Raw genomic sequence first — 14,077 nt, 5'->3', positions numbered from 1 at the left:
TTAGCTCTGCCCCTGTCCGGGGCGGGACTTACTTTCTTTGCTGCTGCAAAGAAAGTAAGCAAAGAAAGCAGCTTTTCTGGCAGCAGTCACAAACCGGCAACGCCCTCGCAGAACTGACTGGTGCAGCGCCTAAGTGTCGCCCTCAAAGGACCGACCCGGCTTGGTGCGCGCACGCACTGACACCTCTGAGTTTCCCACGGAGCGGCATGCGCTCCGTTCCGGTCCGTCCGCGCTTCGCTCGGACGACGGGGGCGTCCGAAAACCAGCGGAGCGCAACCTCGACCGCGAACCTAAGCCGCGCGACTAATGTACCTTTCGTCCAGCGAAGCGAAAAAGGATGAATGACTGCTGTGCCAATTCGTTCACTGCGCGATTTCACAGTGCGTGCCGCGCACCAAGCCCCTCGGTTTTTTGAGGGCGACACTTAGGCGCTGGGCCACTCGGTACGGCTCGTGCGTTGCCGTGCTGCGACTGCTGCCAAAAAAAGCTGCTTTCTTTGGTTACTTTCTTTGCAGCAGCAAAGAAAGTGACTGCCGCCCCGCACAGGGGCAGCGCCAATAGACCACAAAGAAAGCAAGTTCCACAAAAGCACAGATACATCAAACGGTGTGAAACAAACGGGTGCCAACAACGAGCCCCTAGAGCGGGGGCAAAACCATCGCATGCGCGGCTTCATTCTGCCGCACGCGGAACGCGGCGAGGCGTTCGGCGTATTCGTCGTTCGTGCCGGAAAGAATCGATACCGCGAACAGTGCCGCGTTCGCCGCGCCCGCCTCGCCGATTGCAAACGTCGCGACCGGCACGCCCTTCGGCATCTGCACGATCGAATGCAGCGAATCGACGCCCTTCAGGTACTTGCTCGCGACCGGCACGCCGAGCACCGGCACGGTTGTCTTCGCGGCCAGCATGCCGGGCAGGTGCGCCGCCCCGCCCGCGCCCGCGATGATCGCGCGCAGGCCGCGCTCGCGCGCTTTCTCGGCGTACACGAACATCTCGTCCGGCATGCGATGCGCCGAGACGACCTTCGCCTCGTACGGCACGCCGAATTCCTGCAGGATCGCGACCGCGTTCTTCATCACGTCCCAGTCGGAACTGGAGCCCATCAGCACGCCGATGACCGGCGCGGCGTGCGTGTGTGCGGTCTGTGCTTCGCTCATCTTTGTTCCCGTCTCAGGTTAAACGAGCGACTGCCCGGTCAGGCGTTGCAGCGCCTCTTCGTACTTTTCGGCCGTTTTGGCGACCACTTCGTCCGGCAGTTTCGGCGCGGGCGGCTCTTTCTTCCACGGCTGCGTTTCAAGCCAGTCGCGCACGAACTGCTTGTCGAACGAAGGCGGATTCGTGCCGACCTGATAGCCGTCGGCGGGCCAGAAGCGCGACGAATCGGCGGTCAGCACTTCGTCCATCAGATACAGCTCGCCGCGATTGTCGAGCCCGAACTCGAACTTCGTGTCCGCGATGATGATCCCGCGCGTCGCCGCGTATTCGGCCGCTTCCTTGTACAGCCTGATGGAAATGTCGCGGATCGTCGCCGAAAGTTCGGTGCCGATGCGGCGCTCCATCTCATCGTAGGTGATGTTTTCGTCGTGATGGCCCATTTCGGCCTTCGCGGCGGGCGTGAAGATCGGCTCGGGCAGCTTCTGCGCGTTCTGCAGGCCCGTCGGCAACTCGACGCCGCATACCGCGCCCGTCGCCTGATAGTCCTTCCAGCCGCTGCCGGCGAGATAGCCGCGCACCACCGCTTCGACCAGGATCGGCTCGAGGCGCTTCACCACGACTGCGCGTCCCTGCACCTGCTCGACCTCGTCCGGCGCGACGACCGTGGCCGGATCGATGCCGGTATTGTGGTTCGGCACGATGTGCGAGAGTTTGCCGAACCAGAAGTCGGCCATCTGGTTGAGGACGCGGCCCTTGTTCGGAATCGGCTCGCCCATGATGACGTCGAACGCGGAGAGGCGGTCGGTCGTGACGATCAGTAGCTTGTCGTCGCCGACGGCGTAGTTGTCGCGGACCTTGCCGCGCCCGAGCAGGGGCAAGGACTTGATCGTGGATTCGAGAAGTGTTGAACGCGGAGTAGCCATCGTGATCGACCAAAAAAATGCCGCAAAAATAAAAGCCAAACGCCGTTCCCCGAAAAGGCAGGAACGGCGGCGGATTACAACCAAACCAAACGCAAACGGGTTCCGTGGCGGAACCCGTTGATTTTACTCGCTCAATCTCGAAATTATTTGACGATCTGCGAGAGTTCGCCGGACTTGTACTTTTCGGCGATCTTGTCGAGCGGAATCGGCTTGATCTTGCCGGCCTGGCCTTCGCAGCCGAACTGGACGTAACGCTCGAGACAGATCTTCTTCGCCGCTTCGCGCGCCGGCTTCAGGAAGTCACGCGGATCGAACTTCGTCGGGTTTTCCGCGAAATAGCGGCGGATCGCGCCGGTGATCGCGAGGCGCAAGTCGGTGTCGATGTTCACCTTGCGCACGCCGTGCTTGATGCCCTCCTGGATTTCCTCGACCGGCACGCCGTAGGTTTCCTTCATGTCGCCGCCGAATTCGCGGATTTCGGCCAGCAGGTCCTGCGGCACCGACGACGAACCGTGCATCACGAGGTGCGTGTTCGGAATGCGCTGGTGGATTTCCTTGATGCGCTGGATCGCGAGGATGTCGCCGGTGGGCTTCTTCGTGAACTTGTACGCGCCGTGCGAGGTGCCGATGGCGATCGCGAGTGCATCGCACTGCGTCTGCTTCACGAAGTCGGCGGCCTGCTCGACGTCGGTGAGCAACTGCTCGCGCGTCATCGTGCCTTCGGCGCCGTGGCCGTCTTCCTTGTCGCCCTTCATGGTTTCCAGCGAACCGAGCACACCCAGCTCCGCTTCAACCGTCACGCCGATCGAATGCGCCATCTCGACCACTTTGCGCGACACGTCGACGTTGTACTCGTACGATGCAACCGACTTGCCGTCGGCTTCGAGCGAACCGTCCATCATCACGCTCGAGAAGCCGCTGCGGATCGCCGCCATGCAGACCGCCGGCGATTGCCCGTGATCCTGGTGCATCACGACCGGAATGTGCGGATACGATTCGACGGCCGCTTCGATCAGGTGGCGCAGGAACGCTTCGCCCGCGTACTTACGCGCGCCGGCCGACGCCTGCATGATGACGGGCGCATTGACTTCGTTCGCGGCCGCCATGATCGCCTGCACTTGCTCCAGGTTGTTTACGTTAAATGCCGGGAGTCCGTAGCCGTTTTCGGCTGCGTGGTCCAGCAACTGACGCATTGATACGAGAGGCATTTGTGATACTCCTTGAGATGAAACGAATTCTTGGGCGTGCGGCCGGAGATTTTTGGGGATTTTAGCCAAAGGCAAGCGCCGATCCTGTGCGCTCGCGTGCGTTCCCGTGCATTTCGTCACGCCTTTTTGCGTCCGCCGGCGCTTTTTCTGGCGTTTTCCGGGTGAAAACCCGGCACGCCGGCGGACGCTGCAGATCCCGCTTCAGACTGCGGCGCCGATCAGAAAACCTCGCCGACGCGCACGATCTTCAGCGTATTGGTGCCGCCCGCCTGCCCCATCGGCTCGCCGACCGTCAGTACGACCATGTCGCCGCGCGCCGCGTACCCCTTGCTCACCACCACTTCCAGCGCCTGATGCAGCGCGGTGTCGCGGTCGGTGCTGGTGTCGAGGTTCAGCGGCGTGACGTTGCGGTACAGCGACATCGTGCGCTCGCTGCCGAGGCGCGGCGTCAGCGCGAAGATCGGCACGTGGGTCCAGTGACGTGACATCCAGAGCGCGGTCGCGCCCGATTCCGTCAGCGCGACGATCGCTTTCGCGCCGAGGTGGAAGGCCGTGAAGAGCGCGCCCATCGCGATCGACTGGTCGATGCGCGTGAAGGTGCGGTCGAGGAAATCCTTGTCGAGCTGCGAGTCTTCCGACTTCTCCGCTTCGATGCAGATCGCCGCCATCGTCTCGATGGTCGTCACCGGATACTTGCCCGCCGCGGTTTCGGCGGAGAGCATCACGGCGTCGGTGCCGTCGAGCACGGCGTTCGCCACGTCCGACACTTCCGCGCGCGTCGGCACGGGCGCGTGGATCATCGATTCCATCATCTGCGTGGCCGTGATCACGAGCTTGTTCGACTCGCGCGCCATGCGGATCATGCGCTTTTGCAGCGCCGGCACCGCCGCGTTGCCCACTTCGACCGCCAGGTCGCCGCGCGCGACCATGATGCCGTCCGACGCGTCGAGAATGCCTTGCAGCGCCGGAATCGCCTCGGCGCGCTCGATCTTCGCGATCATCTTCGGCTTGAGGCCGTACGGCTGGCCGGCGATGTTCGCCAGTTGCCGCGCCATTTCCATGTCGGTGGCGTTCTTCGGGAAGGACACCGCGACGAAATCGGCGCCGAGCGACATCGCCGTCTTGATGTCCTCCATGTCCTTCTCGGTCAGCGCCGGCGCCGTCAAGCCGCCGCCCTGCCGGTTGATGCCCTTGTTGTTCGAGAGCTCGCCGCCGACCTTGACCGTCGTGTGGATCTCCTCGCCGATCACGCGCATCACGTCGAGCACGATCAGGCCGTCGTTGAGCAGCAGCACGTCGCCGGCCCGCAGGTCGCGCGGCAGATCCTTGTAGTCGAGGCCGCAACGCTCGTTGTTGCCGAGTTCGCAGTTCGCATCGAGGACGAACGGGTTGCCCGCGACGAGGAGCGTCTTGCCGTTCTCGAACTTGCCGACGCGGATTTTCGGGCCTTGCAGGTCGGCCATCAGCGCAACTTCGCGGCCGACCTTGCGCGCGGCTTCGCGCACCCACTCGGCGCGCTGGCGATGATCGTCGGCAGTGCCGTGCGAGAAGTTGAAGCGGACCACGTCGAGACCCGCCTGCATCATCTGCAGCAGGGTTTCGGGGTTGCTGGAAGCGGGGCCGATGGTGGCAACGATCTTGGTGGCGCGATGCATGTCATTCCTCGTCTTGGTGGAGTCGCCGTAAGCGGCGCTGCGAGCATGTTGCGCGGCGGGCGAAGTATTGCTCTGCGACCGCGAGTGCGCGCCGGTCGTGGCCGGCGTCGCTTTATGGGTGTTTTCGAGCTGCTCGCCGTTCGTGCCGCCGATCAGGACGGCCGACGCGGTGGCGAGTGCCAGTGCCGCGTCCGGGTCGTCCGCATGGGGTTCGCCCACATGGGGTCCGCCCGATCGCGCGGCTGTCTCGACGTCGCAGGCGGCGGCCGTCGCGGCCAGCGCCTGCTCCGTGTGTTGTTCTTCTGCTGCTTGTGTTTGGTCTTGGGTCTCTTCCAATTGCGCGCGCCCGGCCTGTGGCGCGCCCTTCTTCTCCGGCCTGATGCGAGCCGTCAAGCCTCAGGCCCGTGATTCGAGCACTTCGACCGCGGGCAGCTTCTTGCCTTCGAGGAATTCGAGGAATGCACCGCCGCCGGTGGAGATATAGCTGACCTTGTCGTGGATGCCGTATTTCGCGATGGCCGCGAGTGTGTCGCCGCCGCCCGCGATCGAAAATGCCGGCGAATTCGCGATCGCATCGGCGAGCGTCTTCGTGCCGTTGCCGAACTGGTCGAATTCGAACACGCCGACCGGGCCGTTCCACACGATCGTGCCGGCCTTTTCCAGTTGCGCGGCGAGCGCCTTGGCGGTGTCCGGGCCGATGTCGAGGATCAGGTCGTCGTCCGCGACCTGGTCGACGGACTTCGTTTCCGCCTTCGCGGTCGCGGCGAATTCCTTCGCCGTCACGACGTCGCTCGGGATCGGCACCGAGGCGCCGCGCGCACGCGCTTCCGCGATGATCGCCTTGGCTTCGTCGAGCAGATCGGCTTCCGCCAGCGATTTGCCGATTTTCAGGCCCGACGCGAGCATGAACGTGTTGGCGATGCCGCCACCGACGATCAGCTGATCCACCTTCGACGCGAGCGACTTCAGGATCGTGAGCTTGGTGGAAACCTTCGAGCCGGCGACGATCGCGACGAGCGGCCGCTTCGGGTTGCCGAGCGCCTTGCCGAGCGCGTCGAGTTCGGCGGCGAGCAGCGGGCCGGCGCACGCCACGGGCGCGTACTTCGCGATGCCGTTGGTGGTCGCTTCGGCGCGATGCGCGGTGCCGAAGGCGTCGTTGACGTAGATGTCGCAGAGCTTCGCCAGCTTCTGGGCGAGCGCGTCGTCGTTCTTCTTTTCGCCCTTGTTGCAGCGGCAGTTTTCGAGCAGCACGACGGCGCCCGGTTGCACTTCGACGCCATCGACCCAGTTCGCGACCAGCGGCACGTCGCGGCCGAGCAGTTCCGACAGTCGTTTTGCGACAGGCGCGAGCGAGTCTTCCGGCTTGAACTGGCCTTCGGTCGGACGGCCGAGGTGCGACGTGACCATCACGGCGGCGCCCGCTTCGAGCGCGTCGCGGATTGCCGGCACCGACGCGCGCACGCGCGTGTCTTCGGTGATGTTGCCCTGGTCGTCCTGCGGAACGTTGAGGTCGGCGCGGATGAAGACGCGCTTGCCTGAGACTTTGCCTTCGGCGATCAAATCGGTGAAACGCAGTACTTTCGTCATGGGAGTCAACGTGTTTAGAGAAGCGGTTCGGGCGAAGAAGGCCGGCTCGCGCCGGCCGGGGCATCAGGTCGGCGCAATTCCGGAGGGGCATCGGCCGCGCTTCGGGTGAGCGAGGCGGCCGACGGGTTTCGATAAATCATCGGCTGAAAGCACCGGCGACAAGCTAAGAGTTCGGGTGGTTCGGGCTGGAACCGGCGCACAGCGCCGCGGGAGCGAAGCATTCGACGATGTGCGGGCATTGCATGCAAGACGATGCGGAGAAGGTTGCCCGCCTGCCGCGGCGCCGACCGGAGATGGGCGGGGCCGCGAGTGGTGAAGCTGAAGCGCTGTGACTGCCGGAAACACGTTCGACCTCATTTGATGCGACAGCAAGACCGCCATTTTAACCGATACGTGTGGCCGCCAAACGCCAGGAATCCTTGATGACGCGTATTTGAGATGAACGGCCGGACTGTGCGGACGATGACGCAGCGCAGCAATAGCGCGTCAGGTCCAGAGCCGGAGTGCGGTGAAGACCGCCATGCCGACCAGGATCGTGCCGAGCATACTGCGCCGCCACAAATACCAGCCGAGTCCCGCGAGCGAAGCGTAGAGCGCGTGATTGCCGAGGGCGACGGAGAAGCCGTGGGGCGTGTCGAGCAGATCTGGCACGACGACGGCGGCCAGCGCGGCGGCAGGTGCGTAGCGCAGCGCGCGCTGCAGCCGCTCGGGCAGGATCATGCGCTCGCCGCCGATCAGGAATAGCGCGCGCGTGATCGCGGTGACGAGTCCCATGCCGAGGATCGTGAACCAGACCTGCAGCGCGCTCATCGGGCGCTCCGCCTGGTGTCAGGCCGCGTGGTGTCGGGCCGCGTCGGGGCGGATTCGCCGGGCGGCGCTTCGCGCGTTGCCGGCAAGGCGGCCGGCGCGCACGGCTTGCGCACGCGGTCCGGCGCGACCCTCGCGATGACCGCATCGGCGATGCTGCCCGCGGCGAGCGCCGCCAGCACCGCGATCGGCAGGCCGATGCGGTACGGCAAATCGAACGCGAGCAGCGCGACGATGCTCGCGATGCCGACCGCCGCGAGCGTCGAGCGCGTCGCGATCGCCGAGACGATCAGCGGCAAAAGCGCGAGGGTGCCGGCGAGTTCGAGGCCCCAGTCGTCGGGAAAGAGGCTCGCGAGCAGGATTCCTGCAATCGACGACACCTGCCACGACGACCAGCTCGTGACCGCAAGCCCCCAGAAGAACGCTTCCTTGCCGGGCTGGAAGCCCGTCGGGAAATTACGCTTTGCGAACATCAGGTAGATGATGTCGCCGTTGAAGTAGCCGAGCACGAGGCGCCGCCACATCGGCAAATAGGAGAAATGCGGCGCGAGGCCCGCGCTGAAGATCACGAAGCGCAGATTGACCATCGCGGCGGTGAGCAGGATGGTCCAGATGGGCAGCTTCGCGGCGAAGAGCGGCAGCACCGCCAGTTGCGACGAGCCCGCATACACCGCAATCGACATCCCGAGCGCCTGCGGCACCGTCAGGATTGACTTGGCCATCGCGATGCCCGTGACGAGGCCCCAGGAGAAGGTTGCGGCGACGGCGGGAGAAAGCGTGCGGATGCCGTCGAGGAAAGCGCGGCGATTCGTGTCGGACAGCCGGTCGAGCATGGATCGGGGGCGAGCCGCCGCACGGCCGGGCCGGATGCGCGAGGGTTCGGCGGAAAGAGGAGAAACGTCGCAGCGGTTCCGCGACGAAAGCCGAATTATAGCGTCGTGAAAGGCGCAGAACCCGCGATCGCGCCCGTTTTGCGCTGAAAAGACGCTAAAATGTCGGTCTTTCGCCGCCTCCCGGGCAGCTTGCGGCGCGCAGCGCAAAAACACCGTCCGCAGAAGGCGCGCCGCCCGGAGCACTGCCGGCCGCGCACAGCCCGGCGGCCAGGCGACCCGCAGATGCACCGGAACCCCTGCTACCCGCCCCGCAACACTGAATCGGAACACGCAACTCGCTAGGAGAATCGTATGTCAATGGCCGACCGCGACGGCAAGATCTGGATGGATGGCAAGCTGATCGATTGGCGCGACGCCAACATCCACGTGCTGACTCACACGCTGCACTATGGAATGGGCGTCTTCGAAGGCGTGCGCGCGTACAAGACCGCGAGCGGCACCGCCATCTTCCGCCTGAAGGAGCACACCAAGCGCCTCTTCAACTCGGCGAAGATCTTCCAGATGGACGTGCCGTTCGACCGCGACACGCTCGAAGCCGCGCAACTCGAAGTCGTGCGCGCGAACAATCTCGAATCCTGCTACATCCGCCCGATCATCTGGGTCGGCTCGGAAAAGCTCGGCGTGTCGGCGAAGGGCAACACCATTCATGTCGCGATCGCCGCGTGGCCGTGGGGCGCCTATCTCGGCGACGACGGCCTCGCCAAGGGCATCCGCGTGAAGACGTCGTCGTTCACTCGCCATCACGTGAACGTGTCGATGGTGCGCGCGAAGGCATCCGGCTGGTACGTGAACTCGATCCTCGCCAATCAGGAAGCCATCGCCGACGGCTACGACGAAGCGCTCCTGCTCGACGTCGACGGCTACGTGTCCGAAGGCTCGGGCGAAAACTTCTTCCTCGTGAACAACGGCAAGCTGTACACGCCGGACCTGTCGTCGTGCCTCGACGGCATCACGCGCGACACGATCCTCACGCTCGCGCGCGACTTCGGCATTCCGGTAATCGAGAAACGCATCACGCGCGACGAGGTCTACACGTGCGACGAAGCGTTCTTCACCGGCACCGCCGCCGAAGTCACGCCGATCCGCGAACTCGACAACCGCACCATCGGCGAAGGCGCGCGCGGCCCGATCACGGAGAAGCTGCAAAGCGCGTTCTTCGACGTCGTCGGCGGCAAGAACGAGAAGTACGCAAGCTGGCTCGCCAAGGTTTGATCGCGACGCGGGCGCTTGTCGTCGTCACTTCGCCAAGCTGCCCGCTTCCCGGTCCACACGACTCACTCCACACGATACATAGAGACTCACGATGAGCGACCTGAAGGAAATGCCTCTGGTGGAACTGACGGCGAAGGACTTGCCCGCGTTCTGCCCGAACCCGTCGATGCCGCGCTGGAGCACGCATCCGCGCGTCTTTCTCGACATCTCCCACGGCGAGGCGCGCTGCCCGTACTGCGGCACGCGTTACAAGCTGAAGGCGGGCGAAGTGGTCAAGGGCCACTGAGCGGGTCCTTTTCGCCACGGGCGTCCGGCCGGACCGGCGCGCCCGGATCGCCTTGTCTGGCGACGTCACCCCATAACATCGACATCTTGCGCAAACGACGCGGGATGCACTTTTGATCGGAAAAACTACACAGATGCGCCGCGCGCTGGTTATTGCACCGAACTGGATCGGTGACGCATTGATGGCGCAGCCGCTCTTTTCGCTGCTGAGGAAGCTCCATCCGCGCATCGTCATTGACGCGGTCGCGCCCGCATGGGTCGCGCCCGTGCTCGAACGGATGCCGGAAATCCACGACGTCTATGCCACGAGCCTCGCGCACGGCAAGCTGCAGCCGCTGCGCCGCTGGCAACTCGCGGGCGACCTGCGCGATGTCGGCTACGACGCCGCCTACGTGTTGCCGAATTCGTTCAAATCCGCGCTGATCCCGTGGATGGCGAAGATTCCGCTGCGCATCGGCTATACCGGCGAGAGCCGCTACGGCCTGCTGAACGTGCGCCACGCGAATCCCGGCAAGAAGGAGCGTCCGCCGATGGTCGGCCAGTACGCCGCCCTCGCCTATGCGCCTAACGCCACGCTGCCGTTCTCGCAGGACGGCCGCGAAGGCACGACGCCATTCCCCGTGCCGCGCCTGGAAAGCGATCCGAACGAAGCCGCGCGCGTCTCGACGCGCTTCAATCTCGACAACCGCACGCCGCTCGTCGTATTCTGCCCCGGCGCCGAGTACGGCCCGGCCAAGCGCTGGCCGCCCGAGCATTTCGCGGCGCTCGCGCAGTTCATCGCGCAGTCGTTTCCGTATGCGAGGATCGTCGCGCTGGGTTCGCCCAAGGACGCGCCGATCGCGCAGGCCATCGCGGACCGCGCGTCGAACGTGCGCAACCTGTGCGGCCAGACTTCGCTCGGCGAGGCGTGCGCCCTGATCTCGCGCGCGAGCGCCGTCGTCACAAACGATTCCGGCCTGATGCACGTCGCGGCGGCGCTCAGGCGCCCGCTCGTCGCGGTGTTCGGCTCGACCGACCCGCGCCACACGCCGCCCTTGTCCGATCTCGCAAAGGTACAATGGCTGCATCTCGAATGCAGTCCCTGCTTTGCCCGCGAGTGTCCGCTGGGCCATCTGAACTGCCTGCGCGAACTCAGCGCGGAGCAGGTTTTCGGGGACCTGCGGGGCATGCTGCTCGCGCATCGCTGAATTCGCGGCGCCCGGCGCCCTCGCGTCGGGCTTGTTTCCGGGCCTCGTTCAGGCCGTTTCCGAAGGCCGCGCGCCGCTCCCAGCCACCCGGCGCGCGCGACGTCCGAATGCGCTTCCTGTGTGCGGGCGCCGACACGCGAATGTCTCCGAACGGAGGCATGCTTTGACCAATGACCGATGCGCGACGCTCCGGTAACACGGCGCGACGCGGACCGAACGCCAGAGACCCAAGAGCCATGCCACGTTTTGCCCGCCTCTTCGAAGCCGCCGCCGACACCCTCAACGCCTTCTACCAGGCCGTCGCGGAAGGCAACATCGACAGCGTGATGACGCTCTGGATCGACGAGGAGTTCGCCACCTGCATCAGCGCGAACGGTGCGCATCTGCATGGGCTTGACGGCATCCGCGCGGGTCTCGCGAAAGAACTCGAAGCGACGCCGGTAACCATCGAACCGCTCGATATCCGCGTGTACGACAGCCTCGGCACCGTCGTCTACGCGATCGCCGAAGCGCACAAACCGGCCAATCCCGCGGGCGTCTCGCGGCTGATCTTCACGACCTACGTGATGGTCCACGAACGCGGCGAGTGGCGCATTGCGCATATCCACTCAAGCCCGATGCCCGACATCGCCGCCGGCCAGTTCGCCGCGAAGATGCGCCACGGCCAGGGACCGCTGCACTAAAGAAAACGTACGCCGGGGAAGGGGCCATGAAACGCGATCCATTGATCAAACGCGATCCATCGTTCGTGGACTCGGCGCCCTCCGGCGCGCTCAGGCAGGCGATCGACACCGCCGCCGACGCGCTCGGCACCCCCGCCGCGGAATGGCTCTATCGCGCGCCGCTCTGGCTGCCGACGAGCCATGCGCAAACCATCGTCCCCGCCCTCTTCGGCCGCCGTCCGGCGGTGCAATACCGGCGCGAGCGCTGGGATACGCCCGACGGCGATTTCATCGACCTCGACTGGATCGCGCACGATGACGCCGCCCGGCCCGCCGCCGACGCGCCGCTTTTCGTGCTCTTTCACGGCCTCGAAGGCAGTTCGGACTCGCACTATGCCCGCGCGCTGATGTCGGCGGCGCAGGCGCGCGGCTGGCATGGCGTGGTGCCGCACTTTCGCAGTTGCAGCGGGACGCTCAACCTGCTGCCGCGCTTCTACCATCTCGCGGACAGCAACGAAGTCGACTGGATCCTGCGGCGTCTCGCGGCCGTGCATCCAGGGCCGGTGATCGCCGCGGGCGTGTCGCTCGGCGGCAACGTGCTGCTGCGCTGGCTCGGCGAGCGCGAAGGCGATGCATCCGTGATCCGGGCGGCCGCCGCGATTTCCGCGCCGCTCGACGTCCACGCGGGGGGCCAGGCGATCTCGCAGGGCTTCGGCATGGTCTACACGCGCAGTTTCCTGAAGTCGCTCAAGCGCAAGGGGCTCGCGAAGCTCGCGCAATTCCCCGGCCTCTACGACCGCGCAGCGATGCTCGCGGCCCGCACGCTCTATGAATTCGACAACGTCGTGACCGCCCCGCTGCACGGCTTTCGCGACACCGACGACTACTGGACGAGCGCGACCACGCGCCCGCTGTTGCCGCGCATCGCGGTGCCGACCCTGGTGCTCAACGCGCGCAACGATCCGTTCCTGCCCGGCCGCGTGCTGCCGTCGATGGCGGACGTGTCGGCGGCGGTCACACTCGACCAGCCCGACCACGGCGGCCACGTCGGCTTCATGACGGGGCCGTTCCCAGGACGTATCGACTGGCTCTCGCAACGAATCATCGGCTATATGGAAACCCATCTCGATCATGGATGACATCGTCAAACAGGCGCTTGCCAAATGGCCGAACGTCCCGCACTGCACCGGCTGGCTGCTGCTCGACCGGCGCGGCCAATGGCGCATGCGCGATGAAGCGGCGCAGGCCGCGGGCGAACTCGGCGACGCGATCCGCCACGACGCGCTCATCGGCTTCATCAACCGCAACTACGAGTCCGACGACGCCGGCCAGTGGTTCTTCCAGAACGGCCCGCAGCGCGTGTACGTGGAACTGGGCTACACGCCGTGGATCGTCCGGCTGAGTTCGACCGACGGCGAACTCGCCCTGACCGACCAGAGCGGCGCCGCGTTCGAGCCGGCCCAGGTCTGGCTCGACGACGAGGGCGGCATCCTCTTTTCCGATGCTTCGTCGCCCGCCCGGATTGCCGCGCTGCACGACCACGATCTCGATCTCTTTTCGAGCCATGCATCGCTTGACGAAGGCGAACACGGAATCTTCCACTGGTGCGAGGACCTGCCGATCACGCCGATCGGGCGTGCCGAAGTCGCGAGCCGGTTCGGGTTCGTGACAAGCCCGGCCGGACGGGCGGCGGCACCGGCGCCGGGAAGCTAGCCGTTTTTCTCCTGCTCGCGCTCTTCCCTGTAACGCGTCTCGAAATCGCGCAGACGCGCTGAAATCGCCGACAAATCGTAGAAGCTCGCGTTCCTGACGTCGCGCGCTTCCTTCAACTGGCGAATCGCGGACGGCCACGCGCCGTCGAGCGCGAACTTCTCGGCCATCGCCTGATGCTGCTGCAGCGGGTCCTTCAGGCCGACGCTCGCCTGCGCCAGATAAAACCACCAGTCCGGCCGCTTCGGCTCCGAGCGCGTCTCCTGCCTCGCGAGCGCCTGCGCTTCGGCGAAACGCCGCGCGGTGAGGAGCGTCTGCAAGTGCATGTCGATTGCCGCGTGCGAGTCGGGCCAGCGCTTCTGCGCGATTTCGGCGAGACGCACGGCTTCGTCGTTGCGTCCCGCGCGACGGGCGATGTCGGCGGCGAGGACGTCGAGGCTCGGCGAACTGCGTAGTTTTGTGGATGGAGCGATCGGCGCACCGCGTGATGCCACAACGGAAACCGTTCCGGGGCTTGGCGCGACGAGCGCGGACTCGGCCGAGGCACGGGACTGAGCAGCAGGCGCGTTTGTCACGGCGACCGGCGCGGCGTTTGTCGCGAGCGCGGCCTCTGCCGCTCGCTTTGCCTTGACGGCAGGCGCGGCTTTGGGCGGCGCACTGAGCGAACGCCCGGACGGGGACAGCGGATCGCCGCTGCCTGACTGGCCTTCGGCATTGCGCGACGCACCGGCCGCCGCCGTCACCCCGCGCGCAGGCGTCGCGCCACGCCCAGCCGCCTTCGCGCCAGGCTCGG

General features: G+C 65.6%; 14 protein-coding genes. 6 read left to right on the top strand and 8 right to left on the bottom strand.

The window, feature by feature from the left end:
• Window positions 1-638: 638 nt before the first annotated feature.
• From purE to AWB81_RS35780, 7 genes are all read right to left on the bottom strand, one after another.
• On the bottom strand, window positions 639-1,157 hold the full coding sequence (purE, locus tag AWB81_RS35810) for a 5-(carboxyamino)imidazole ribonucleotide mutase (protein WP_062642476.1): 519 nt from the start codon (window positions 1,155-1,157) through the stop codon (window positions 639-641).
• Window positions 1,158-1,175: 18 nt separating this feature from the next.
• Complete coding sequence (locus AWB81_RS35805) at window positions 1,176-2,078, bottom strand: phosphoribosylaminoimidazolesuccinocarboxamide synthase (protein ID WP_062642480.1); 903 nt, start codon at window positions 2,076-2,078, stop codon at window positions 1,176-1,178.
• A 143-nt stretch (window positions 2,079-2,221) separates the two neighbouring features.
• Entirely contained in the window at window positions 2,222-3,286 is a 1,065-nt protein-coding gene (fba, locus tag AWB81_RS35800) for a class II fructose-bisphosphate aldolase (RefSeq protein ID WP_062642475.1), read from the bottom strand.
• A 218-nt stretch (window positions 3,287-3,504) separates the two neighbouring features.
• Window positions 3,505-4,941, bottom strand: a complete 1,437-nt coding sequence (gene pyk, locus AWB81_RS35795; RefSeq protein WP_062642478.1) for a pyruvate kinase — start codon at window positions 4,939-4,941, stop codon at window positions 3,505-3,507.
• Window positions 4,942-5,337: 396 nt separating this feature from the next.
• The gene (locus AWB81_RS35790; RefSeq protein ID WP_062642472.1) at window positions 5,338-6,528 is read right to left on the bottom strand and encodes a phosphoglycerate kinase; all 1,191 of its coding nucleotides are present in this window, start codon (window positions 6,526-6,528) and stop codon (window positions 5,338-5,340) included.
• A gap of 486 nt (window positions 6,529-7,014) precedes the next feature.
• Window positions 7,015-7,338 carry a branched-chain amino acid transport AzlD family protein gene (locus tag AWB81_RS35785; RefSeq protein WP_062642470.1) on the bottom strand — a complete coding sequence of 108 codons (324 nt, stop codon included), beginning with the start codon at window positions 7,336-7,338 and terminating at the stop codon, window positions 7,015-7,017.
• On the bottom strand, window positions 7,335-8,168 hold the full coding sequence (locus AWB81_RS35780; protein WP_087135417.1) for an AzlC family ABC transporter permease: 834 nt from the start codon (window positions 8,166-8,168) through the stop codon (window positions 7,335-7,337). Before AWB81_RS35780 ends, AWB81_RS35785 begins: the two co-directional genes overlap by 4 nt.
• Window positions 8,169-8,519: 351 nt before the next feature.
• Here AWB81_RS35780 and AWB81_RS35775 point away from each other — a divergent pair, with 351 nt between their 5' ends.
• The 6 genes from AWB81_RS35775 (at window position 8,520) to AWB81_RS35750 (ending at window position 13,287) form a co-directional block, all read left to right on the top strand.
• Window positions 8,520-9,440: a branched-chain amino acid transaminase gene (locus AWB81_RS35775; RefSeq protein WP_062642468.1), complete on the top strand. Its 921-nt coding sequence runs from the start codon at window positions 8,520-8,522 to the stop codon at window positions 9,438-9,440.
• Between the two features lie 91 nt (window positions 9,441-9,531).
• Entirely contained in the window at window positions 9,532-9,726 is a 195-nt protein-coding gene (locus AWB81_RS35770) for a zinc-finger domain-containing protein (RefSeq protein ID WP_062642466.1), read from the top strand.
• 133 nt (window positions 9,727-9,859) lie between these two features.
• The gene (gene waaF, locus AWB81_RS35765) at window positions 9,860-10,912 is read left to right on the top strand and encodes a lipopolysaccharide heptosyltransferase II (RefSeq protein WP_062642464.1); all 1,053 of its coding nucleotides are present in this window, start codon (window positions 9,860-9,862) and stop codon (window positions 10,910-10,912) included.
• A gap of 236 nt (window positions 10,913-11,148) precedes the next feature.
• Window positions 11,149-11,595, top strand: a complete 447-nt coding sequence (locus tag AWB81_RS35760) for a nuclear transport factor 2 family protein (RefSeq protein ID WP_062642462.1) — start codon at window positions 11,149-11,151, stop codon at window positions 11,593-11,595.
• 26 nt (window positions 11,596-11,621) lie between these two features.
• On the top strand, window positions 11,622-12,713 hold the full coding sequence (locus AWB81_RS35755) for a hydrolase (protein WP_062642460.1): 1,092 nt from the start codon (window positions 11,622-11,624) through the stop codon (window positions 12,711-12,713).
• Complete coding sequence (locus AWB81_RS35750) at window positions 12,706-13,287, top strand: DUF2946 family protein (RefSeq protein ID WP_062642458.1); 582 nt, start codon at window positions 12,706-12,708, stop codon at window positions 13,285-13,287. The genes AWB81_RS35755 and AWB81_RS35750 overlap by 8 nt, the downstream gene beginning before the upstream one ends.
• Here AWB81_RS35750 and AWB81_RS47440 read toward each other — a convergent pair.
• Window positions 13,284-14,077, bottom strand: a 794-nt coding sequence (locus AWB81_RS47440; protein WP_374730541.1) for a tetratricopeptide repeat protein, incomplete at its 5' end; no start/stop codon positions are given. The two genes, AWB81_RS35750 and AWB81_RS47440, sit on opposite strands and share 4 nt — an antisense overlap.

The sequence above is a fragment of the Caballeronia arationis genome, from assembly GCF_001544975.2.
Taxonomy (GTDB): domain Bacteria; phylum Pseudomonadota; class Gammaproteobacteria; order Burkholderiales; family Burkholderiaceae; genus Caballeronia; species Caballeronia arationis.
This window is presented reverse-complemented; position numbering and strand designations above follow the sequence as displayed.